This window comes from Actinoplanes sp. NPDC021490 (genome assembly GCF_055562135.1).
The window spans coordinates 426,980-451,854 of record NZ_JBVHFW010000001.1 but is presented as its reverse complement, the minus strand read 5'-3'; the positions used below and the strand labels follow the sequence as shown (position 1 = coordinate 451,854).

At 67.5% G+C, this 24,875-nt stretch carries 10 protein-coding genes; 3 read left to right on the top strand and 7 right to left on the bottom strand.

Going from position 1 to position 24,875, the window contains the following annotated elements:
* Window positions 1–73: 73 nt before the first annotated feature.
* The 6 genes from ACZ3I4_RS02040 to ACZ3I4_RS02015 all read right to left on the bottom strand — a co-directional run bounded on the left by ACZ3I4_RS02040 (window position 74) and on the right by ACZ3I4_RS02015 (window position 17,938).
* Window positions 74–2,197 (bottom strand): UvrD-helicase domain-containing protein, encoded by a 2,124-nt coding sequence (locus ACZ3I4_RS02040; protein WP_465379984.1) that lies wholly within the window; start codon window positions 2,195–2,197, stop codon window positions 74–76.
* Window positions 2,197–8,574 carry a DEAD/DEAH box helicase gene (locus ACZ3I4_RS02035; RefSeq protein WP_465379983.1) on the bottom strand — a complete coding sequence of 2,126 codons (6,378 nt, stop codon included), beginning with the start codon at window positions 8,572–8,574 and terminating at the stop codon, window positions 2,197–2,199. The genes ACZ3I4_RS02040 and ACZ3I4_RS02035 overlap by 1 nt, the downstream gene beginning before the upstream one ends.
* The gene (locus ACZ3I4_RS02030; protein ID WP_465379982.1) at window positions 8,571–13,289 is read right to left on the bottom strand and encodes a class I SAM-dependent DNA methyltransferase; all 4,719 of its coding nucleotides are present in this window, start codon (window positions 13,287–13,289) and stop codon (window positions 8,571–8,573) included. Before ACZ3I4_RS02030 ends, ACZ3I4_RS02035 begins: the two co-directional genes overlap by 4 nt.
* The gene (locus ACZ3I4_RS02025; protein ID WP_465379981.1) at window positions 13,286–16,153 is read right to left on the bottom strand and encodes a helicase-related protein; all 2,868 of its coding nucleotides are present in this window, start codon (window positions 16,151–16,153) and stop codon (window positions 13,286–13,288) included. The genes ACZ3I4_RS02030 and ACZ3I4_RS02025 overlap by 4 nt, the downstream gene beginning before the upstream one ends.
* A 148-nt stretch (window positions 16,154–16,301) precedes the next feature.
* Window positions 16,302–17,426 carry a hypothetical protein gene (locus tag ACZ3I4_RS02020; protein ID WP_465379980.1) on the bottom strand — a complete coding sequence of 375 codons (1,125 nt, stop codon included), beginning with the start codon at window positions 17,424–17,426 and terminating at the stop codon, window positions 16,302–16,304.
* Window positions 17,423–17,938, bottom strand: a complete 516-nt coding sequence (locus ACZ3I4_RS02015; protein WP_465379979.1) for a DUF4365 domain-containing protein — start codon at window positions 17,936–17,938, stop codon at window positions 17,423–17,425. The genes ACZ3I4_RS02020 and ACZ3I4_RS02015 overlap by 4 nt, the downstream gene beginning before the upstream one ends.
* Window positions 17,939–18,142: 204 nt before the next feature.
* Here ACZ3I4_RS02015 and ACZ3I4_RS02010 point away from each other — a divergent pair, with 204 nt between their 5' ends.
* From ACZ3I4_RS02010 to ACZ3I4_RS02000, 3 genes are all read left to right on the top strand, one after another.
* A complete protein-coding gene (locus ACZ3I4_RS02010; RefSeq protein ID WP_465379978.1) occupies window positions 18,143–18,493 on the top strand; it encodes an effector-associated constant component EACC1 in 351 nt (116 codons plus the stop codon).
* A complete protein-coding gene (locus tag ACZ3I4_RS02005) occupies window positions 18,493–19,650 on the top strand; it encodes a caspase family protein (protein WP_465379977.1) in 1,158 nt (385 codons plus the stop codon). The genes ACZ3I4_RS02010 and ACZ3I4_RS02005 overlap by 1 nt, the downstream gene beginning before the upstream one ends.
* A gap of 825 nt (window positions 19,651–20,475) precedes the next feature.
* Window positions 20,476–23,031: a GmrSD restriction endonuclease domain-containing protein gene (locus ACZ3I4_RS02000; protein ID WP_465379976.1), complete on the top strand. Its 2,556-nt coding sequence runs from the start codon at window positions 20,476–20,478 to the stop codon at window positions 23,029–23,031.
* Between the two features lie 290 nt (window positions 23,032–23,321).
* On the opposite strand, the gene ACZ3I4_RS01995 is transcribed toward ACZ3I4_RS02000, so the two are convergent.
* Window positions 23,322–24,791: a tyrosine-type recombinase/integrase gene (locus ACZ3I4_RS01995; protein ID WP_465379975.1), complete on the bottom strand. Its 1,470-nt coding sequence runs from the start codon at window positions 24,789–24,791 to the stop codon at window positions 23,322–23,324.
* Between the last annotated feature and the right edge of the window lie 84 nt (window positions 24,792–24,875).

Sequence of the window (24,875 nt, the reverse complement as noted above, 5' to 3'; positions counted from 1 at the left end):
CTTAGGGGTCACGCCCGACGAAATCGGCGGGATACGCCTGGACATGTGCCTCCTGACGTCGAGTGAACAGTGACTATTGCCGCTGGACCACGACGAGTTCATCTCGGGCACGGGTGGCGGCCACGTATACCAATGACCGGGCCCGCAGTTCGGCGTCCTGTCGTTCGACGTCGTCCAGGCCGTCGAGCCGGGCCTTCTCCGCCGTCGACTGGAAGCCGACGTCGGAGAGCACGACCTTGGCGAACTCCATGCCTTTGGCCCGGTGCATAGTCATCACGAGCACCCGGCCTTCCGCCGGCCGTTCACGGTCGACTGCTCGCGCCTGCACGCCGCGCTCGTTGAGCGCGTTGACCACTCGTTCCCGCTGGAACTTGTCGTGCACGAGGACGGCGATCGTCTCGGGTGCCGCTCCGCTGTCGAGCCAGGAACGGATACGGGACGCGATCGTGTCGAGTTCGGCGACAAGCGACTCCACGGCCTCGACCGCCGGTGTCGGCCCCGATCGAGCCGAGCGGTAGCCGGTGGCTTCCGCCTGCTCTTCGAGGTCGACGTAGTCGCCGCCGTCGAGCACCGCCATCGCGTAGCGCAGGTTCTGCGCGGTGGTGCGGTAGTTGAGGGTGAGCCGCTGCGAGCGGCCGACGATCTTGATGCCGTAGCGGCCCAGGACTGTCCGGTTGCCGTAGATGCGCTGGTGGGAGTCCTCGGCTATGAACAGGTCGTCCTCGCCCTCGGCGACCAGGGCGCGCAGCATCTGCCAGTGCGTCGGCGACAGGTCCTGACCTTCGTCGACGAGCACGTGGTCGGCTTGGCCGCCGGTGGTGACGAGGTGGGCGGCGGCGACAGCGGCGGCCTCGGCGAAGTCGAGAGTGCCGTCGATGCGGCACTGGGCCCGGTACGCCGCGATCAGCGCCCACACGCCGTCGCGCTTGGCACGGTCCAGGGCGACACCGCGGCTGGGCCGCCGGATGCGGCGGTATTCGTTCTCGTTCTTTACCCGGTTGGGTAGGACAACGAGAGCGTACTCGGCGCTCAGGAAGGTCTCGTTGGCAATCTCCGAGGGCAACTTCGACGATGACGCCTCGATGACCTCGCGCCACCGACCGTTCGGGGTGCGCCCGGTGGGGGTGGACCGGACATCACCCAGCACGGTCTGGACGGCATCGGCGATGCCGGTTCCAGCGGCACGGATGACGGCTGCGGCCAGGGCGTCGACGCCGGTCACGTAGACGCCGGGGTGGTTGAGGGCGCTCGCCTGCGGAACCGTCGGATCGAGTTGGGCAAGGCCGTCGCGAAGTGCGTCTGCCAAGTTCGTGGTGAACGTCGTCAGGACGATCCGGGCGTCTTGCTGCTCGCGGGCCAGCACCCGGGCCCGGTGGATGAGCACGACGGTCTTGCCGGTGCCGGCACCTCCGGAGAGCCGGAACGGGCCCTTGTACCGGCGCACGGCGTAGCGGCGCTGCTCAGGGTGCAGGAACACCCGCCATGAACCGAAGTCGCCCTTTTCGATGACCCGGCGAAGTTCCTCCTGGCCGTCGATGAACGCGAACTGCGCCTGGGCGGCGGGCTGCTTGAGCGAGCGCAACAGGTCGGCGTCTTCGTCGCCGGTCTGTTCTGGCGCAGCGATTTGCAGCCGCTCGGCGATGGTGTCGATCGAGTCCGGGGTGGCCAGGTCGACCAGGATCATTCCCAGCCAGCCGTCGTGTTGTTGGGCGAGGTCGAGGATGGCGTCCTCGTCCGGCGCGGCCAGTGCCAGATCAGCGACGTCGGCGGGAACGCCGAGCCGGTCGATGAGGTCGCCGCGGGTGCGCCCGAGCCGACCCAGCAGAGGCTTGGCGCGCGACATCGGCGGGACCGCGGGATGAGCGGCGGGTTCCGCCTGCTCGATCTGGGGCAGCCCGTTGATCGGGTTGACCTTGAGACGCACCCGGGTGGCGACGACGATGGCGTCGTCGTGGGGCCAGACGCCGTGGATGACGTAATGGCTCTCCTCGGCGCCGTCGAGCCGGAACATCACGGCGCGCCAGAACTGGTCGACGCGGCCGGTGCGCACCCGCGAGTCGGCCGCACCGGCGATCGGTTCGACGTGCAGGCCGGGGGTGGTGTCGTCGGCGGAAAGTTTCTGCAGGAAGGTCATCGCCTTGGCCTTGACCGAGCCGTCGATCTTGACAGGCCACTTGGTCATGATGATCGTCGGCATCAGCTCTCCCCGCGGTCGGTGGTGCCGGTCAGTGCCGCGACGATGGCGTTCGGTTCCGGCTGCACCACGTGCCAGCCGGCGGAGCTGAGGTCCGCTCGGTCCTCGTCGGGCATGTCGTACAGGTCGACCGCTATGTGTACGCGCGGCCAGCAGATGTCCATCGGGATGCCCTGCGGGCCTTCCGCGCCGATCTGCGGCGCTTCGATGCCGCCGTGGACGGCGAGCAGGCGGATCAGGTCGCGTTCGACGCCGGACGCGGCCGACTCGTACGCGGATGCCCAGCTCTCGTCCACCCCGTCGGGGAGACCGTCGGAAGTGGCCGGTTCCGGTGCGGCCGCAGCCGTGACCAGGCTCTCCACTCGGCTGGAGGTCGTGATGGTGGTGGGCCAGTCGCGCAGGGACATGGCGTTGGACAGTTGCAGCCATAACCGCCAGGCGTCGGTGTGTGCGGCGTCGAGGGCCTGTTCCCGGTCGTCGAGCACGAGTGCGGCGTGCACTGCCGACTTGGTCGGTTCGACGACGACGGCGAGGGCACCGAACTGCCGTACCAGGACGGTCCGGTCGCCGGGCGGCAGTTCCTCGGCGAGCAGCGTGGCCCGGCCGACCGCGGCGAGGCTGATCCCGTCGGCGCAGGTGCGGCGGGACTGGCCGTCGACCAGGAACATCGGCACGGCTCGCGCGACGATCCCGAGGGCCGCGGGTTTGGGTGCGGACACCCAGGCGAGCAGCCAGGAGATCGGGTCGGCCCGCAGGCCCTCGTACGCGCTGGGCGCGGCCTGGAACGGGGCCTGCTTGATCAGCCTGGCGACGGTGGCCTCGGAGAACCAGGCCGGGGCGGCCGAATGTTGCTGCTCGGCCGCGGCGATGTCGGCTGCGGTCACCGCCAGGACGATACGGCCGGTGTCGCGCAGGATCTGTCGTTTCTCGGCGTCGTCGGCGAGCCGGTTGCGGGACGCGACGGCGTGGAAGGCGTGCCCGTCGGTGAAGACGGCGACGGCCGGCACGGAGGTGTCGTTGGATTCCAGCAGGAAGTCGGGGCGGGAGTTCTCGACGTTGACCTGCGGGGTGAGGGTCCATTGGCGGTGGTCGCCGGGCAGGGTGAAGCGCAGGGCGTTGCCCCACGGTTTCGGCACCTCGGTGGTGGCTGCCCCGATCGCGGTGAGCCGCTGCGAGATCAGCTTGCGGAAGCGTTGTTCCAGGTGCGATTCGGGGCTGTCCTGCGGTGGGGTGGTGACCAGCGTCCACGGCGAGCCGTCGGCGGTATCGGCGTCCTCGTCCAGGCCGAGCAGGTGAGCGAGGTGCCGTTCGGCTGAGGCGCGCGACGTGCGGCGCAGCAGGGTGGGCGGGGTGAACGGCAGCAGGCAGCGGTGGCAGGCGAGGCGTTCCTCGTGCCGGCATTCACAGTCGTGCACCCGCTGCCAGGCGAGCTCGAGCAGGTCGCGAAGGCGATCCGGGGTGGCCAGGTCGGCCAGGTAGCCGGTGCCGCCGGGCACCACGTCGTGCAGCAGCAGGGCGTCGTGATTGTCGGTGCCGTCGCTGAGGGTGGGGTCGACGACGTGCTCGACCCGCAGGTGGTCGGGGTGTCCGCCGATCTGTTCGCGCAGCCCGAGCAGGACGGCGGCGGCCAGGCTCGGCACGGCGAAGTCGTCGCCGAGGGTGACCGCGTACGGCAGGCGCAGCAACAGACCCTGGGTGCGCAGGGTGCGCGAGAGGGCGACGGCGACGGTGTTCTCCACGGCCGACTTGCGGTACGGGCACCAGGCCCGGTGCTCGTGCGGGCGGTTCCGGCCGGAGTCGGTGTCGAGCTTGCCGCATCCGCTGCACACCCGGAACAGCGCGCCGGTGCGTTCGTCGGCCGAAATGATCCGCGACGTGCCGTGACCGGGGACGCCGACGTTCAGCCAGCGCAGGTCCATGCTGCGCAGGTACGTGCAGCCCAGCCCGGTATTCTCGGCGAACCACTTCGCTGCGATGCCGGCCGGGTCGATGTCGGCCGCCGAGATGAGCTGGAACGGGATGTGGTCGCGCTGGTCACGCCGGTCGGAGATCTTCACCTCGTCGCGGCGCACCTCGGCCGAGACGTGCGAGAGTTCGACGACATCGAGGCGCTGACCGGTGTCGGCGATGCCGATGCTGCCGCACCGCGGGCACCTGGCGATCTGCTGTTCCTGGCCGGTGGCGGCGACGTCGGCGGCGTATCCGCAGGCGGGGCAGAACACCCACGGGCGAATGGATTCGCCGTCGATGCCGAGGTCGATCGCGTCGACGGCGATCTCCCACCCCCGGGCGTAGAAGGTGGCGCCGGGCGCGAACTCCCGGATGGCCTGCGCCGAGCCGCGCTGGAACTGGGCGCTGTCGCTCTCGAACTCGCCGGAGTCAGGGTTGGTCCAGCTGATCCCGACGGCGAGGGTGACGGTGTCGTCGAGGAGCGTATAGTTGGGCAGCAGCCCGTACTCCTCCAGCACGCTGATCCAGTATTCGCCGCGCAGGTGCCCGAGTTGCCCACCGATCAGCTTGCGGGTGGTCTTGGCTGACCGCAGGGCCCGCTCGTCGTCGTCGGTGGCGGCCGGCGACACGGCCTGGGCCTCGAGTTCGGGCAACACCTTGTTGATCTCGGTCTGCCGTCGTTTGAGCGTCTCGACGGTCTGCTGCCAGCGGCGGCTGGCCGCGTGCACGTGCCCGGCGAACAGGCTGGTGCCGGCTCCGGCACCCGGGTTGACCCAGTCGGTGAGCGCGGCGACGGTGGCCTCGGGCAGTGCCCCGAAGGTATCGGTGAACCGGCGCACCGCGGCGGCACCACCCGCTTCGGCGGCGGCGATGAGTTCGCCGAGGAACGAGTCCGGTTCGCTGGCTCCGATGGCCTTGCTCGCGCTGTTCGGGTGGGTGTGCCGCTCGTCGCGGGCCATCCCGTCGACGAGGCCGGCGGTGAACTGCCGGCGCAGGATCTCCTCGGCGCTCAGGTAGGTCGCCGGTGGGCGGACCTCACCGTTGATGACCGACAACGGGTCGCCGAGCTTGGGCAGTTGGTCGCCGCGCCCGGTGAGGTAGGCCAGGTTGAGGGCGTTGCCGGTGAGCCGCCCGGCCCGCCCGACCCGTTGCAGGTAGGACGCGACGGTGCGGGGCAGCGACGAGAGCAGCACGGTGGACAGGTCGCCGATGTCGATACCCATTTCCAGGGTGGGAGTGGCGACCAGCACGTTGGGCGCCTGCGGCTCGGTCGAGGACTTCTTGAAGCCGTCCTCGTAGCTCAGCCGGGTGGCGTCGTCGAGCAGGCTGGTGTGCTCACGCGCGACGATCCGGCGCATGTCCGTGGAGGCGTAGAGTCGGCGGTAGAAGTTGTCGGCCAGCGCCTCCCGGGTCAGCCATCCGTGGCAGCGCACCAGCATGCACGGTGCGCCGTCGAGCTGGTCGACGGTGGTGCGGCTGCCCGGTACCAGCGCCCGGCAGGTGTCGCAGGCCAGCAGGTGCCGTTTGGCGGTGAGGTCGTCGAGCCCGGCCGGGGCGACGACGACACCGGACGGCGGGATCGCGTAGATGGTGGCGCCGCTCTGGCTGGTGACGGTGGTGAGGACACCGTCGCGGGCGAGCCGGTCCAGCAGGAGCCGGGTGAGCCGACCGCCGTCAGCGGGGCTGACCGACAGCGCCCGCGAGGTCCAGCGCGCATACCAGGACTGCGCCGAGGTGACCGCGTCCAGGTCGCTGTCGCGGACCGGGTTGGCCGAGCCGCCGACGCGCGGATAGCTGGGTGCCGGCCGGGTGTTGGGGAATGCGGGCATGCCCTCTCCCCTCGGCCGCCCACCCCAGATGGACCAGCGGTTACCGTCCTCCTGCCGGAAGGTGGTGAACCAGGGATGGTCGATCGCACCCTGCGCCCGCATCCGGTCCAGCACACCGCGCACCCACCGCACGAGCGTCTCGTCGGCCGGTTCGGCGTTGTCCGGCCCGAGCGGGTTCTGCACGGCGAACCCGGTCAGCACGGTGCGGGCCGCGGCGGCCATCCGGGCCGGCTGGCCGGCCTCCACCTCGACGGTCGCGGCCCCGGTCAGTTCGAGCGTCCGGCCGGTGCGCGAGTTCATCCCGAACTCCAGAGCCACATCGAGGGCGAGCCGTTTCCGGACCCGGGACATCACCCGGGCAGGCACCCCCCGCAGGGTCTTCGACTTCCAGAACGGGGTGAACGACTCCCGGTCGACGCAGTCCGGGCCGAGGAGCCGGTACCGCTGGAAATCATCCTCACCGGTGCGCCGGATCGCATCCTCGACCAGCGCGTCCAAGGTGAGGCTGCCGGGAGCGATCGCGGCGTTGAGTGCCGCGCGCAAGGTCAGCGTATGCGAGCGGGCTTCCACGAAACCGGCCCGGTGCGCGGCGTCCTGCACCGAGTCGGTGAAAACCAGGGCCTTCTTCTCCCGTACGTTCAAGGCCGCCGAGCCGAACAACGTGGACAGTGACACCGACAGCAGGGTGGCGATGGCGCTGCCGAGGAAGCGGATGCCGTCCGGCTGGGCGCAGGACGGGCAGGTGTCATGCCGCGCGTCCTCGTCGGCGTCCCGTCCGGCGGTGGTGAGCACCGGCAGGATCCACCCGTCGCGCAGGTCGGGGTCGTCGTCGCCCGGTGCGGCGGTGAGCAGTTCCCGGCCGCGTACCGAGAACCAGGCCAGCCCGTCGGGGTGTCCGGCCCCGTCGTAGGCGGCGTTGGCTTCGGCCGGCGCGTAGAGCAGAGCCCGGAAACGGCCCTCGCGGGTGGCGTGGTTACGCCGGATGGTCTCGTCGTCGACGGCGAGTCCGGTGCCGACCGGCGCGAGCGCGACACCCCAGCCGGACCGGCCGCAGAACCGGCAGTAGACGGCCGGGAACGACGGCCGGATGTCCTCGGTGTCGCCACCGGCCACCGGCGGGCCGTCGTCGCCCCAGCGGAACCGGGCGGTGGTGTCGGCGGCCCGGTCGATGCGAGTGAGTTCACGCACCCACAGGTGCACGTCGACGGCGAGCGCGTCACGGCCGGCAACCGCCCGGATGTGCCCGAGGGCCGCCACCACCGCGGTGATCGCCCGCGACCAGTCGGTGTCGAAACCACCCGCCGCGAGACTGGAGGTGCGCCGGTCTGCCTGGCTGGCGATCCGCCGGACCAGGTCGTCCACGCTCACCGCGTCGGCGGTCTCGTAGGCCAGCTCCTGCACCAACGGGTGCGCCTTCGCCAAGGCGAGCAGCAAATCCGGCGCGGCCGCGGCGAGCCGGTCCCGGTCACCGGCCCAGAGCAAACCGAGGACGGTACGCGCCAGAACCGCGCCGTCCGGGTCAGCGCCGAGCGCGTCGACGGCCGCCCGTACCTCCTCGGCCCGGAACTCGTCCGCAACGGCGAACCCTGCCTCGGCCACGACAATCTCCGCGTCGCCGACCCACTCGGCGAGGTCCTGCCGGGACTCGGTCACCACCGCGTCGGCGAGAAACGCCTCACCGAAAACGGTCTCGGCAAAACCCAGCATGGCGCCCGGGTCGCCCTTGTCCCCGAGGGTCGCCGACGTAGCCACCGGCGTGATCAACCCGAGCGGCCGGGACCGGGCCTCATCGGTGACGGCCGGGTCGCCGTCGCGCCAATGGCTCTTCAGGGCCAGGCCGAGACGCCGCAGCAGCATCGCCACGTCAGTGCCCTGCGCGCCGTCGTAGGTGTGGAACTCGTCGAGCACCAGGTAGCGCAGGCTGGTCGCGGACTGCCGCCACAGGTTCTGGTCCTCGTGGCGCAACAGCAACTGGTCGAGCATCTTGTAGTTGGTCAGCAGGATGTCGGGGGCAGTGTCGCGGATGATCCCGCGGTCGGTGATCAACCCGTCCGCGGTGACCATGGTCCGCGGCTTGTCCTTCTGCCCGGTGTAGAGCGCCGCCGTGATCGAGGCCAGCTCAGGGTGGCCGGTGAGTAGCCCGGTGAGGCGGGCGGCCTGGTCGTTGGCGAGCGCGTTCATCGGGTACAGGATCAGCGCCTTGGTCCCGGGGACACCCTCCAGCCGGGCCCGGCGCACATGGTCCAGGATCGGGTGCAGGAACGCCTCGGTCTTACCCGAGCCGGTACCGGTGGTGACCAGCGTCGGCTGCGGGCGACGCCCACCCAGCGAGGTCAGCCGGGCGAACGCGGCGGCCTGATGACCGTACGGGGCCGGGCCGGCATACCAGTCGAGGTGCTGCCGCCAGCCCGACTCGGCCGGACGAAACGGCAACCGCAGGCGTACGTACGGGCCCTTGAACATGCCACTGACCGGGTCGGACAGGAACGTGTCGAGGCCATCGCGGGCATCCGCCTCGGTCAGCGCGAACGTCGTCGTCAGGTAGTCGACCAGGCTGTGCCGGACATTGGCGGCCTGGACGGTGGGCAGCAGCTCGGTCACTGACGCTCCCGCAGGCGCTGCTCGAAGACCGCGTACGCCTCCCGCATGTCCGCCTCCCGATCCAGGGTGACGAACGGCAGCTCATACGTGTACGTGTTGCCGGCCTGGTTGGTGGCGGTGCGCTCCTCGGTAGTTATCCGGTCGCCCTTCTTCCGCCAGACAGCAAGCACCGAGTTTGGTACGAGGCGACCGTTCATGTCAAAGGTGTACTCGTTTTGGTCGTAGCCATATAAAACAGGAAATTGCGTACGATACATAGTGCACAGCTCATCCACGGTTACGCCGAGTAGTAGCGCGACAAGGGCGTCTACCTCTAGCAGAGCTTGGCGGCGATCGGCGGCGACTCGGAGCGGCGTACAATCCGTCCATTCGGAAGCAACCGCACCAAGGCGCCGACGTTTTGCATGGGCGAATCCACTAGCCCACTCGTCTGAGGAGAAATCGACAGAGTAGGATGAACTCCACAAGTCGGAGTATGCATCGGTTATGCAATTCAGTCGAAGGACCCGAAGTGTGAGCGCGCTGGAAAGTGCTCTCGACGGTAATGCCCACGGAATGCGCATTACGGCATTTGCGCTGATTGCACTTTTAGGGACGCATCTAACGATGAAATCAGCTATAAGTGAGCCCATAATTCCCTGGACTGCCACAATCGTGCGCGTTTCTCCGCTTACACTTCCAAGCGCCTGAATTGCGTGTACATGGGCAGCACCAGGTGGGATTACGGCTGGCATAAGAGTCCGCTCACCTGTGTTGGCAGCCATTGTTCGCCAGGCCACTCGGTAAAAGCATCGAGCCGAGATCCGATTATTGATATCGCCCCAATGATGATAGTCGCGGTCATATCTTTGACGCTCGCCCAAAGGTTTGTAGATGGTCGCTGGGACTGCGTAAGAATCAACTCCTTCCAGGTCGGAGGCGGACCAGTCATCTTTGTTTTTCATCGATGCATTCGGCACCTTGTAGATGGGGGTAGCGACGAAAATATGCGAACCCTGAAGTATGGCGTCGCGCCACGACGACGGCGCTCCCCAATCTACCTTGAAGTATCCCTTCTTGCGATGCGTGTTTTCCCGCCATCCGTCCGAATAACTGAACTCCAGCTCTCCTATTCGACGCAACGTCGATAGCTTCTCGAGGACCATCGCTGATGCTGTATTAACTGTGTATGCCATGCGAGTGTTAAGTACGGGACTACTGGAGCTTTCTGCGATTGCGTGCCACGTACGAAGTGTCTCGAAGGTCGCCTCTGCAATCCGACTGCGGTGTGGGCGAAGATCCCAGTTGCCGTCAGGATCCTTCAACCCCGGCTCCGGCCCGGAACCATCATGCGTCAATGACCGCAGCACCGTGTCGGGATGGTAGAGCGAAACTGCATGCGCGAACCGTGGTTCAACCAGAGGGGCACCGTATACATTCACGCTGAAATGCTTTTGGTGCTGAATCTCGAAGAGCTTCAGCTCGTTGATAAATTCCCAATGTCTCCGAAGTCTTAAGTATGTCGCAGCGCGGAATAGGCCGGCACCGTCATCAGTAAAATGACTGTCGAGGTGTATCAGGCCGGCAGTTCCGCGCAAACTAGCCGATCGCCAAGCATGCACTATAAAGCAGCGGTAGAGGTCCGCCTGTAGACCATCAAGTTCAGGGTAACGAACGGCTGCGCCAACGAATTCGGCAGTCGCCTTGACGTCAGCCACGCCGTCGATAACGAGATTTTTGATTCCTTTTATTCCTAACGTCGAGGCGCGGCGCGACTCTCGCTGCTCTTCAGACGGCTTAACTGCTAGCTGCCACCACGGATCGCCCTCAGCCATCAATGCATCGACGTTTATGATTGGGCGGACCCAGGGCGGATTACCGACCTGGAGGTCGAAGCCGCCGCGAGCGAACACGGCGAACTCCAGTTGCCAGTGGAAGAAGCCTTGCCGCTGGGCGATGCGCTCGCACACCACCAGCCACGGGTGCTCGCGCAGCACTGTCTCAATCGGCTTGGCTCCGGCGAAGCCGATCTCCACCCGTTCGGCCTCGTTGAGTTCGTCCCAGCTCATCCCTGTGCTCAGGATCGTCCCAGCGGCTTTGCGTTTGCGCAGTTCTGGGTTGCGGCCCAGCAGGGCCTGCAGCCCGGCGATCCACTGCGCGACGGTCGGCGGCGCGACCACAGCGCCGTCGACGGTGGCGGACTCATCGGTGAGCGGCCAGAACCACAGCGCCGTCCATGCGTCCATCGCCCGGCGCAGCCGCCGGTAGGCGCCCTCGTCGTCGGCGAGGGCCGCCTCGATCTCCTCGCGTTGCACTGCCCCGCCGACAGGCAGCTCGCCCGCCTCCCATACCGGGATGCGCCGACGGACTTGCTTTTCGGCGATGTCCAGGCGGCGGTAGGCGATCTGCCACAACGATTCCACGCGGTGCGCCAGTTCGGCGTACGCGTCGACGATTTGCTTAGTGGGTTTGGTTTTGGTGCTGCCCCGCCAGGTCTTGAGTTTCTTCGCCGCGTCGGGCGCGAGTGCCGCGGCCTCCTTGGCGTCGGCGGCTGAACCCCAGCCGTTGGCGGGCAGCAGGAAGTGATGGATGCCGTCGGTGGCGACTCGCTCGGCGTCAATGTCGTCGACCAGAGAGGTCAGCGGCACCTCGTCCGGCACGGCGCCCAACCATGATTTGTCGGTGACCTGGCTGCGACGGTAGACGGCCCGACGGGCACCGATCAGCGAATTGCCGCGCCGCAAGTGCAGACCGAACCACGGCGCCGACAGGCCCTGGACCATCGTGTCGAGCCACAGGGTGATCTCGGCGAGTTCGACGGCGGTGCCGTTGAGGTCGACGCCGTACACGTTGTGCAGCGCGAGGTAGGCCTTCACCTCTTGCAGGCGCTTGGGGTAGTCGTCCGGGTCGATACGCTTGCCCTCGGCGGCCAGCTCCTCCTGGCGGCGCTTCAGATATTGCTCGGCGAGCTGCCGGACCGCCTCGATGGCGAACGCACCCGATCCGAGTGCGGGTTCGCAGATCGTCATGCCGAGGATGTCGGCGGCCGGTGTGCGTTCGCCGTTCTGGTCGAGCAGTTCCTCCAGGGCCTGCCCGACGGTGAATTTCGTCAGCACCTCGGGGGTGTAGTAGGACGCAGACTGCTGGCGTTCGCGGCCGGCCAGCCGGAACACGAACGAGCCCTGCGGGTGCAGCACCGGCCGCAGCTCACCGGTCACCTTGTCAGCCAGCTTCACGAAGTCGGCGGCGTCGATGCCGTCCGCCCGATCCACCGGCACCACCCAGGAGCCCTTACTGCCGTCACCGCCCTTGGCCACCTCGTACAGGTCGGTGTCGGCGAAGAAGCCGGTGTACGACATCAGCCCCTCGTAGACCGCGCCGAGCTGGTTGATGCCCAGTTCCGCGTACGAGATGAAGCCTCGGTCTTTGCCCCGCCGCTCCTTGCTCAGCAGCAGGTGGGTGAGAATCTCCTGCAGGGTGGCGTTGCCGAGGCCGACGGCGTCGATGTGCGCGGTGGCGCTGGGCCGGAACAGGTCGGCGCGCAGCGGGTTGAAGGTAAGCCCCGGCGCGGACAGCGACTCCTCGTCGTCCGGTTCGGCGCTCTGGTGGCCTTTGTCGACCAGCCGGAACAGCACGCCCAGCGATTCGTAGAGGTGCGTTCCGGTCCGGGCTCGCGGGGTGGCCAGCTCGACCTGGACGAGTTCGCGCAGTCGGTCCAGGCTGTAGCCGCGGTCGTACTCGGGCGCGCCGACCGGCAGCACGCCCAGCTCGGGTGACGCTTCGGCGTACAGCAGGAAGAGAATGCGGTAAAGGAAGCGCAGCGCCTGCTTGGCCAGCGGCTGAGCCTCGGTTGCGGGCAACGGTTCGAGGCCGCGGGCGCGGCGGCGGGCGACGACATCATTCGCGATGATCTCGATCGAGAGGCGTACGCCCTCGCGGAGGTCCTTGGAGACGCCGACGGTGTGTTTGATTGAGTCTTCGAGGACGCTGTTCCACCACAGGTTGCCGTCGGCGTCTGGGGCGATCGACGCGGCGGACAGGCAGGTGAGGGCGCGGTCGATCTCGCCGCCGCGCCTGGTGTCGTTGCGTTCGCAGATCAGTTGCAGGTCGATGGCGAGGTAACGGCCCTCGGCCCAGCGTTCCCGTTCGGCCAGCACCGCCCACCGGCCGGCCAGGATGAGGGCCAGGTCGGGGGCGTCGTCCTCGACGAACAGGGCGGAGGTCAGACGCGCGGCGGAGGTCAGTTCGTCGCCGTCGTCGTCCAGGCGCATCGGAGCGGCCAGCGTCGGGCCGTCCTTGGCGAGGATGTCCTCGACCGTGGCAACCGGCTGGGCGAGCACTACAACCAGCGGCGCCCGGTCGGTGATGCCGGGTGCTGACACTCGCAGGATCGGGCCCTGCTCCCGGGCGACGAGACCGTGGTCGCGCAACTCCAGAATGTCGACGATGCGCTGGTAGATCGAGGTGACCGCGGCGGCGGTGGTCTGCGGGTCGGTCGCGCCGAGATCGGTCTCCACGTCGGTCAGCTCGCTGAGCTTGGCGAGGTCGGCTTCCAGCTCCTGCCGGGCCTCGGTGAACCGGCTGCGTGGGCTGGGCCGGCGCTCGTCGGCCTCCGCGTCCCAGGTCTTGCGGCGTTCCAGCACTCGGGCGCGGAACGACTCCTTCGTCGCGTCGGTGGTGAAGTAGTGCTCGGAGATCCAGCCCTCACCGACCAGGATCGCGTCGGACACGCTCATTGGTGCACCTCCGTGGTTGGTACAGCCACCAGCAGCGGGCGCACCAGTTGCCGGTCCGGGTTCATGTCGGCGACCAGCTTCTGCTCCTGTCCGATGCTGACCCGGCGTTGCTTGAGGTCACGGCGCTGGATGAGCGCGTCGGCGTCGTGCTGCCATTGGGCGAGCCGGTGTGACCACTGTTCGACCCGGTGTGCGACGTCCTTCTCGGCCGCGGCGAACAGTTCACGCATCTGCGCGCGGGCGTGGTGCACGGCCGGGGCGATGAACCGGCTCAGCGCGTCCGCGTCGGGCACCGGGCCGGGGTTGGCTCGCGCAGTGTCGAAGCCCAGCGCGGCCAGCGCCGCGGCGGCCGACGGGTGTGGCGTCACCGGTGCGAACGACGAATCGTCGGGCATCGGGAACTCGACGGTCAGCCACGCCGCCGAGACGACCTGTCCGCGCCGGTTGGTGAGCGTGCCCAGTAGCAGCACGGTCAGGTTGTCGACGTCGCCGCGAACCGCGAACACCTGGTTACGGCCCAGCCCGGCCAGGGCCCGGTCCGAGGCCCAGTCCAGCACCGGGTGCAGCGGGCTCAGGTAGTGCGCGTCCGGCCAACTGGACCCGGTGTCGTCGCGCAGCGCCTGCTCCAGCCGGTCCTTGCCGCGCGCCAGGGTGGTAGCAAGGACGAGCTTGTCGGTGACCCGGCGGTCGGCGAGATAGCTCTGCGGCAGCACGTCGAGGCGTTGCACCAGGTCGGGCGGCGGGGTCAGTTCGGCGGTGCCGAAGGCCGGATCACGGCGCCAGGCGACGCCGTTGTTGCTCAACGGCTTCGTCGGATCGACGAAAGCCGCGTGCAACGCCTCGTCGAGGTAGGCGACCTCGTCTGGGTAGAGCCCGGACCCGGCGGTCACGGTCGTCTCAGGCAGCGGCTCCTCGTCGGTGTCGTCGGCGTCGACGATGCCGAAGAACATCGCCGACAGGTCGTCGCCGGCCAGCACCGCTTCCGGCGTCCGCACCACCTCGTCGAGGTCCCGCTGCCCGGCCAGGACGGCGCGGATGGCGTCCTCCTCGCCCTTCACGTCGTACTGGCCCATCAGGGAGGCCACGTCGCCGAGCGCGCGGTGCGCCTCGTTCTCCTTGTCGACCAGCTTCGCCAGGATGCGGATGTCGCCAGCGAACCGGTCGCCATCCGGCTCCAGCAGCAGGGCAGTGATCCGGGGCGGGTGCTGCTGGCCGTACCGATCGATACGGCCGTTGCGCTGCTCGATGCGGATCAGGCTCCACGGGATGTCGTAGTGGATCAGCTCGTGGCACTGGGCGTGCAGGTTGACCCCTTCGGAAGCGACATCGCCGGTGACCAGGACACGGACCGGGGCGTGTTCCTGCTTGAACGCGTCGACGATGCGCTGCTGCTCGTCGTCGGGCAGGCCACCGTGCATGATCGCAACGGCCTCGGCGGGCACTCCGAGGTCGGCCGGCAGGTGTTTGTGCAGCCAGGTGAGGGTGGCGACGCGTTCGGCGAACACCACCGCCCGCATCGGCGAGCCGGAGGCGACGCCAATCTCCCGGAGCCGCTGGACCAGCCGGGTGTACTTGGCCGAGCCTGCTGCCAGCGCTGCCGCGTTGAGGTCGGACAGCCGTTCCAGTGCCGCTCGTTCGATGTCCGCTGCGGCGTCGTGCGCGAGACGGCCCAGACGCTGCCGGATGGTCTCGGCCAGCGCGGCCGGTGATGACAGGAATGCCTTGGCCAGCGTCCACGGGAACAGCGACGCGTTCTGCCCGGAGTAGGGGGTGCGCTTGTCCGGCGGCCACAGCCACACGTCCTGGAGTTCGCGGGCGACCGCGTTCTCCGCCGGGCTCGCGGGCACCAGCAGGTTCTCCGGATTGCGCCGTTCCGCCCAGTCGGCGCCGACGACGCCGGCCACCTCGTCGCTGTGCCGGTGGCGGCGGATCACCAACCGGTCAATCTCGGCAGCCACCAGGTCGCCGCCGGGCGGGATCGCAGACGGGTCGAGCAGCCGGACGAGTTCGGCGAAGGACTCCTTGCGGCCGTTGTGCGGGGTCGCCGACGCCAAGATCAGCGTTTCGGCATTTCGCGACAATGTGCGGGCCAACTTGTTGTTCTGCGTGGACGCGTTGGCCAGATTGTGCGATTCGTCGATCACGACCGCGTCCCAGCGCTGCTTTTTCAGGCCGGCTGCGTACCGCTCCGATTTCAGCGTGTCGATCGAGATGATCGCCCGCCGGAAATATGTGAACGGGTTGCGGTTAGCCGGGAGCTTCTGCCGGACTCGTTGGATGCCGGCGGAGTCGAGACGGACGAACGGCAAAGCGAATCGCGACCACAATTCCTGCTGCATCTGTTCGAGCACGTGGCGGGGCGTCACGATGAGGATCCGCTCACCTCGGCCCCGGCGAACCAACTCCGACAGGATCATGCCGATTTCCAAGGTCTTGCCGAGCCCGACCGCGTCGGCCAGCAGGATCCGGGGACGCAGGTTGTCCGGGTCGAGCGCCTTGCGCACGGCGGTCTGCTGGTAGCTCAAGGGTGTCGCCAGGGCCTGCGTCGCGACCGTGAGCGAGCGGTCGGCGAGCGGAACGGCGGTCTTGCGGTAGGTAGACTCCAGCCAGAGGCGAGCCTTGCGGTAGTGGGGACTGTCATCGGCCACCACGCTCGCGGCTGCCGGGTCGAGGGGTTCGATGCGGTCGAGGGAGGCGTAGAAACTGGCCGTGGTGTCGCGGACCAATTCGCCCAAGCCGCGAACGTGTACGAGAAGCCCGTCCGCGGTTTCCTCCGCGGTCTGCACCAGCCATTCCTCATCCCGGACGACCACCACCGAGCCCGGCGCCAATTCAAGCGGCGCCTCGGAACGGACATTATTCACAGTCGTCCCACTCTCCCCATCGCGCCCATCGGTGCAGTCGATCGTATCCAGATCAACCGAGACGGATGAAACCGCACATACGGTTCGCCCACGTCAATCATCAGTCGCGGCGATCCCCCAAATGGTGGAATCGCCGCAGGCAAAGCGGTCAGATTTCGGTGGCGCCGTCCAGGACCTCCACTCGGGAAACGCGCTCGATACGCCCGCGCACGGCCGTCCCGGTGACCCGTACGTGCTGCCGCCGCCCGTGCGCATCGACGAGCCGTTGATAGAGGGCGTCCGGCAGCATGACCCGAACGGACCGTTCCGAGGAGCCGTACACGGTGCGGATCGGACCCCGCACGGTTGCCTGGCCACCCTCGCCTATATCCCGCCGGAGCTTGCTGACCTGCCCCTCAACGGTTACTTCCCCGTCCGGAACTGCCACCTTGAGCTGCTCCGCCGCCGTGTGCAGAACCTCGATCCGCCGCGTGCTGAAACGGAACGACCGAGCCGGCACGGATGACGGCAGCTCACGCGCCCAGTTGAACCGTACGTCGTATGGCACACCATCACGGCCGAGTTTGGCCAACGCGTCACAGACATTCGCCGACACGCCCTCACCGGTGCGGCGCAGAAACAATTCGAGATCGAACTCGCGTAGCGCCTCGCCCGAGGCAGCGAAACACGCCCGAACGGCTCGATGCATCTGCAGCGATACTTGACGGGCGAATGGCGGGGCAGCTTCCGCGTCCACGCGCTGCACGGCGAGTTGCGCTGCGATCGCCCAGCTTCCGGCCCGTGGGGTGCCCAGTCGCACGGTGCGGGCGAAGTCGAGCGCGCTCTCCGGCCGACGTCCTTGCACCAGCATCGGCTGGTCGCTCGTCAGCGCATATGCGGACGACACGACCAGCTCTCGCACGCCCGCCAGCGCGTCCACCGCATTGAACAGCGGAATCGTGCCGGAGGGACCGCTCGGGAGCAGCCGGAAGGAAAGGGTGTCCGCTCCACCGTTTTCAAGGTCGTCGAGGAGCAGCCGGATCGGACGCTCCTCGACGGCCGCCACGGTGGTGAGGAAGTCGGACACGCGACTCGCGTAATCACGCAACGCGCGATCCCCGGGGACCAGCACCTGAAAATCGCCGTCGTCCTCGCGGCGCGTCCACAAGGTCGCACGCTCGAGACGCTGCTCCGGTGACCAACCGGTGGAAGACAGGTATTGGCTCAATGTCTCGGGCGTCAGGGCCGTGGCGGCACGCAGCTCGTCATCACCTACCAGAACACGCGGCATCATGAGGCGGGTGCCCGTTGCGCTGGGACGACGCCGAGAAGCGACCGCAGGCCGTTGATGGTTAGCAGGTTGCGCTTGGGAACGTGAACCGTGATGTGGCGCCGTGCACCCTGGTCGATAACCGGTGCATCGCGCAACGACGCCCAGTACCCACAGTGGCTGAGCCGCATAGATGTCTCGTCCACGTGTGCGTAGTGATCGGTATCCGACGGAACGATGATCAGAAAGAGGTAACGCGACACCGCGAACCCCTCACCGGCGAGGTTGTTGTAGTGGTCCACGTTCATGGGGTAGTGCCAGTGCAGGTCGGTCCCTTTGGGACTGGACCACGACTTGACCTGCGCCTCGATTTTCGGGAAGCGGACCGTGCCACGCACTCCAGGAAAGTCGATGGAGAAGTCCACGCCCGTATGGTCGATGTCCTGCTGACCGGCGATCAGGCCGGCGGCGCTGGCCAGGACACGCACGAAGCTCTCGCCGAAATATCCTTGATGGTTGTACTTGCCGTAACTCATCCACCTTGCCCCAGGACCCCACTCGACGCGCTCCGTGGGCGTAAACATACTTCTTGTCACCGTCGCGGAGAACCCTCGTGCTCGCCGTGATTCCACCTATCGGAGGGCTGGGCTAACGGAAGCCGTCGGCGTCGGATGCGCCGGTCGTCAAGCCGACACCATCGACGTCTGGTGTTCCCTCAGCGGAACGAGGATTATCGCCGCGTGCATGCGCAGATCGCGGTCGGTGACAACGAGACGCAAGAGCTGACATCGCTCTACTCCTGGCTTCAAGACGACGACGAGTTCCGCGGCCGGGTCAAGACCGTGACGGCCGACCTGAAACCCGGTGACATGGGCGGCGTCACGGAGACCCTGACCGTGGCACTCAGCAGCGGCGGTGCGGTGGCCGCGCTGGGCGGCACGCTGAACGCCTGGATCTCTGCGCGACGCACCAAGGTCAGCGTCGAAGTCACGAACGGCGACCGGACCTGCCGCGTCGAGATCGACGCCGCCAACGCCGCCTCCGCTACCGAACTGCTGCAAGAGGCGCTCGCATCCACCGGCGGACCGTGATGGCCACGCGACTACCGAACCCCCACAGCTCCAATGCGCTGATCATCGGAGCGGCTCACTTCGCCAGCGACGCGATCACCGACCTGCCGTCCGTGGCCAACAACATCTCCGCCCTGGCCGAGGCACTCACCGATCCCGCGACAGGCGTGGTTGATCCCGCCCGCTGCCGCCAGCTCATCAACCCACGCGCCCAGGACGAGGTCGGTGCCGCGCTCGACGAGACCGTCAACGCGGCCGGCGACACCGCGATCGTCTACTACGCCGGGCACGGCCTGCTTACCCCGCGTGGAGCACTGCATCTCGCAGTCGCCAACACCGACCCGAACCGCGTCGCCTACACCGCCGTGCCGATCGAATGGCTACGCATGGCCCTGGCCGAAAGCCCGGCGAAGAATCGGATCCTGATACTCGACTGCTGCTTCTCGGGCCGCGCGGCAACCGCGATGACCTCGGTCTCCTCGGCATTGACCGCAGCCATCGACATCAGCGGCACCTACACCGTCACCTCCGCGCCGGCCAACTCGACCTCGATCGCCACACCCGGCGACCGGTACACGGCATTCACCGGCGAACTGCTCCGGGTACTCCGCGACGGCATCCCCGGTGCCGGAGATCTGCTCTCGATGCGCGACATCTACACCGCGCTCGTCCGTGGCCTGCACGCCCGCAGCATGCCCCGTCCGCAACACCTCGGCACTGGCCTCGCCGACCACATCTCGCTCGGCCCCAACCCAGCCGACCGCCCACGGCAACCGGCCGCACGGCCCACAGCGACGCCGCCGGAACAGGCCGCCGCCCGAACGCAGGAACGAAGCACCACGCCTCCGGCCGACACCGCCGCACTCGAGAAACAATTCCACCAGGCGCTCGTCGACGGCTATCGCGCCATGAAGCGCGAGATCAACTACAACGCCACCATCTACATCCGAATGATCTCCACCTCCGGCGGCCTTGGCGCGGCCCGCCAGCTCCTGAACGCCTCGTCGGTCTCCAGCGGATTCACCACCCTCTGGGAGAAGAAACGGCTCGACCTCACCGTCGAGGCGTTTGTCCTGCAGGAGCCCTGGTCGGCGCTGTTCACCGACGAAGAACTCCAGATCGCCCGTGACCGCCTTGCCGAATACGGCTATCACCCAAACGCACGACCAAGCGGCTGAGACGGCGAGTTCGCTGCTCCGTCCCCCTACCCAATGAGGAGCACCATAAGCGGCAATTACGGCGTAGCTGTTACTACTCAGCGTCGGACCCGGATCTCCAAAGCACCTGAACACGGGATCGACCGGATCGGCAACGCCGCTGCTTAACCTTCTGATCGGTGGTGGTTGCGGGTCTCGCTGCAGCCTCGGGATCGAGGTGCTCGACCCCAGATCGGCACCCCACCACTGCCAACCCTCCGGAGCCGGCTCCCAACTTGGCTCCAGTCGCCATCCGGCAGGTGGCGTCCTGCGGGCCGGCAGGGCCGACCAAGTCGGCGGCACTACGAAACGGATACCGGTCGGCAGCAGCGGAATGGGCGCATGATCTCGCCGCCCACCGGAAACGACGGGGTACTGCCGGTTCGGCCGCCGGCATGACAGCTACCGGTGGCGGGCTCGAAGGCCGGGCTGACGGAGCGCCGAGCCAGCTCTCCGGGATTCGTGTGCCTTGGCGGCATACAACACCACCTCGGCCGAACTTGTCGCCGGCAAGGCGGGCCGCGGAAGCACGAGGTGGCACACATGCTGGCGGGTCTCCTACGGCCGAACGAGTTCCCTCCCTGGCTGGTCGCATCCGCCCTCGACGTCCTGGTCAGGGACGCTTCGGCGAGCCTCGCCGAATTGTCCGGCGGCCAATTCGACCTCACCCACGAGGACGGCGACCTCGCCTCAAGCCGGTAGCGGTCGTCCGAACGGCCGCCACGAATACCTGTTTCGCCGGACGGCTTCCTGTACCGGATGCCACTACTTTGAGTACTCCAACGTACGTAAGTCGAACGTGAGGCGGTGTCCCCGGACGTGGTCGCGGCAGCAGAGACCAGCTTGCAGGGCTTACTTGAAGGTGCCAAGCAATATCAGGTTCCGCTCTACCAGCGCACGTATTCGTGGAGCAAGCCGCAGCTCTCCCGGCTTTGGGATGACATCCTCGCGCTCGCCGAAGACCGCGCCGATCACCCGAACGCGACCCACTTCATCGGGTCGCTCGTGCTGGCGCAGAGTCCGAGCAACGGGCCGTCCGGCGTGTCGCAGTTCCTGGTCGTCGACGGTCAGCAGCGGCTAACCACAGTGTCCATTCTGCTCTGCGCCATCCGCGATCATCGCGCGCAGCAGGAGTCGGCGGAGCACCGGGAACGGCTCAATCAGCAGTACTTGATCAATCCATACCGGCCGGAGCAGCAGCGGTTGAAGCTGGTGCCCACCCAAGCCGACCGCGGCGCCTACCAGGCGTGCCTGGATGCCACACCGCAAGCCGGCGGCGCGGATCCCGTCGGTACCGCGTATCGGTTCTTCGCAGCCCAGCTCGTCGCCGCGGATGACCCGGACGATCCGCTGGACATCCAGCGCATCGAGGACGCGGTGATCTCGGGCCTGGCACTGGTGTCGGTCACCGCGCAGCAAGGCGACAATGTCCACCGCATCTTCGAGTCATTGAACAACACCGGCCTGAAGCTCACCCAGGCCGACTTGCTGCGCAATTACCTGTTCATGCGACTGCCGACCCGGGCGGAGGCGGTCTATCAGTCGCTGTGGCTCGCACTTCAACAGACACTCTCCCCGGCCGAGCTGGAGTTGCTCTTCTGGCTGGACCTCGTGCGCCTCGATCCGCGCGCCAAGCAATCTGACATCTACGCGGGTCAGCAGGCCCGTCTAGACCGACTGCACACCGAGGAAGAGATCGAAGCTGAGGTTCGCCGATTCGGACGACTCGGCGCGCTGCTGCACGTCATCCTGCACCCTGAGCAGGAGACGAACCCGGGCGTACGGCGTCGTTTGGAACGCTCGAACGCCTGGCAGACGACGACGGTGTACTCACTGCTCCTGCATCTGCTGGACCGCCGCGACGAGGGCACCGCGACGTCCGAGCAGATCGCGCAGGCGATGCTGTACGTGGAGAGCTTCCTGGTGCGGCGGTTGGTGATCGGCCGGGCGACCGCCAACATCAACCGGATCCTGCTGTCGATCGTCACCGAGATGGACGAGAAGCTCGCCGTGGACGAGGCGGTCCGGCAATTCCTGTCGGCAGGCCGCAAGTACTACGCCGCCGACGAGGCGGTTCGCGACGCGGTCAGGTCGATCCCGTATTACCTCAACGGACGCCCGCACCAACGCAACCTGGTGCTGCGCTGGTTGGAGGAGTCCTACGGCAGCAAGGAGCCGGTCGCCGCGGACACACTGACGATCGAGCACCTGCTACCGCAGAGTCCGACCGCGGAGTGGCGACAGACGCTGGCTGTCGACCTCGGCCCTGACGAGAACGTCGACGAGGCTCACGAAGCGCTCGTGCACACGCTGGGAAACCTCACCTTGACCGGCTACAACTCGGAACTGAGCAACAGCCCGTTCGCCGTCAAGCGCGCAAGCCTCGCCCGCAGCGGAATCCGCCTCAACCAGGAAATCGCCGTTCAGGAACGCTGGGGACGCCCGCAGATCCAGGCCCGATCTCAAACACTCGCCGAACGCATCATCAGCATCTGGCCCGGACCCACCAGCCAACCGGGTACGCGGTCCGAGGTGTCGTGGGACGTCATGGCCAAGGCACTCGCCGAGCTTCCGGCCGGCTCGTGGACAACCTACGGTGACCTCGCGGCACTGATCGGCACGGCGCCGCAGCCCCTCGGCGTCCGCCTAGCCACCTACCCCGTCCCCAACGCCCACCGCGTCCTTCAGGTCGAAGGCACCATCGCGCCCGGGTTCCGCTGGCTCGAACCCGGCCGGACCGACGACCCTGCCGCGATCCTGCGGGCCGAAGGAGTGGAGTTCGACGATCGCGGCCGCGCAAGCCAAGCCCAGCGCATTGGGGTCGAAGAGCTTGCCCAGCTCGCCGGGCTGGCCCCCGATGAGCTACCGAAACGGCTTCCTCGCCCCCGCCCGGGACACGGCGTACCGCCGGCCGAACGGTTCGCAGAACAGCTCGCTGCCCTGCAAGGACCAGCGGTCGCCGAGGCGACACTGGCCGCGATCGACGGCTGGACAGAGCTGGGTGGCTCCCTGCTCTACGGCGCCGCCGGTGAGACCTCCTGCTTCTTGATGGCGCGAGACCGCCAACATGAGTCCGGCGACATCTGGCCCGCGACCATCTACCCGAGCGGGAAGTTCGAGGTGGTGTTCCAATACCTGAGCACCCGCCCACCATTCGACGACATCGCGCTGCGGGAGGAACTCCGGCTGCGGCTCAACAAGATGCCTGGAGTGAACATCCCGGCCGCCAAGATCGCCCTTCGGCCGGGTTTCCCGCTGACCGTTCTCGCCGACCCGCATGCGCGGGCCACCCTGCTGGATCATCTTCGATGGTTCCTCACGGAGGTTCAGCCGGAGGTCGGCCGGTCACTCAACATCGACTGAGCAGCACGACATTCGCGGCTGTGATCCAGGTGCAGGACCGATGATCATGTCCGCCCGCATTCAATTTGCGGGCACTCTTGGTTTCGGTATGCGGAGCCTTGGCGTTCGAGCTGCGGCGAAGCACCCGGGAGTCAGCGGCCCCGGCAGCGCCCTGGTCGATTGGAAGGCGCGCTCCCGGCGATTTGAGCTGTCACGTCGGTAAGCAAGGAATGGCTGAGGCCCGCCGTCGGGGGATGACCCTGCTGCTGACTAGCTCGAGGCCGGTGGGCTCTCCGAAAGCTCGACCCTGCTCAGGCGGCGTTTCGCCGTTTGGCTTTGATGCGATCGGCGACGGCTCCGGCGGCCTCGTGGTGCAGCTCCTTGGAGACGCTCTGGTAGGTGTCGCGGGTCAGAGTGGTGGTGGAGTGGCCGAGTTGTTCGGAGACGACTTTGATGTCGATGCCGGCTTCGAGGGCGATGGTGGCGGCGCAGTGGCGTAGGTCATGGAGGCGGATGGGTGGGAAGCCGCCGCGTTGGGTGAGTCGGCGGAAGCGCTGGGATACCGAGGCGGGGTGCCAGGCTCTGCCGTCGGGTCGGACGAAGAACAGGCCAGTGTCGGGCCAAGCGGGGCCGGCGGCCAGCTGCCACTTCGCGCGCTGGACTTTGTAGCTGGTGAACAAAGCGACGGTGTCGGGGTCGAGGATGACGTCGCGGTTGCCGGCTTCGCTCTTGGGTTTCTTGTGGCGAATGCTTCCGCCGCCGTAGGTGGTGATCTGGTTGATGATGCCTATTTCGGCTTTGCGGAGGCGGACTTCGGCGTCGAGGAGGCCGCAGGTTTCGCCGCGGCGGGTGCCGCGGTAGGCCATGAGGTGCAGCATCGGGTGGATGTCGGGTGCGTGGGCGGCGGCGTAGTCGAGGAAGTCGGCGAGCAGTTCGTCGGTCCAGACCATGACGGGGCTGGGGACTTCGCCGGTGGCTCGCCAGCGTTCGACGCGTTCGGGTTCCCAGACGATCGGCCGGGATCGTTTGTTGCGAGTCTTCACCAGGGCGGCGGGGTTGGCTACGCCGGCGATGATGCCTTCCCGGAGAGCATCGTTGAACGCCTTGCGCAAGGTGGCGCGGATACGGGAGCGGGTCGCCTCCCCGGTGGGCCGTTTCCCGGCGACGCTCTTGCGTACGGCGGGGTCGGGGTCGTTTCGTCTGGCGAGGATGTCCTCGTTTCGTTCTTTGATTTTGCGGATGAGGGTGTGGATGTGGTGGGGGCGGAGTTGGTCGAGGGCGACGTCGCCGAGGTGCGGGATCAGGTGGGTGGTGATGTGGTTGGCGTAGCTGCGGCGGGTGTTCTCGTCGATCTCGATGTTGTTGACCCAGCCGGTCAGGTATTGGGCGAGGGTGGGGATGCCGCCGAGGGCGGTGTCGGTCTTCAGGCGGAACCGGACGGTGTCGAGGTCGGGCAGGTCGCCGGTGGCGCGGCGGGAGGCCTGGATGAGGTCGGCGACTTCGGTCAGCCGTTTCGGGTCTTTGCCGGCAAGGTCGAGCAGTCGGCGGACCTGGTCGATTTCGTCCTGGGCGGCGTCGCGGTTCTCGAAGCCGGTGCTGGGCCTCAGTTGGCGTCGTTTCCCGTCGGCGGTCGGCGGGATTTCGAGCTGGTATGCCCATTGGCCGTGGGTGAGGCTCCAGGATCGGTTGGCGCGGCGCAGTTTCGGGCATTTGTTGCGCAGTGGTCGGTCGGTGTCAGGGTCCTTGCAACGGCAGACTTTGAACGGGGTATCGGTGGCCACGAGGTGGACGCTCCCAGCGTATGAGGGTTGGTGTGCAACGGTTTTTCGGTGTTCGCTCGTCATTCACGCTCTGCTCCTAACATT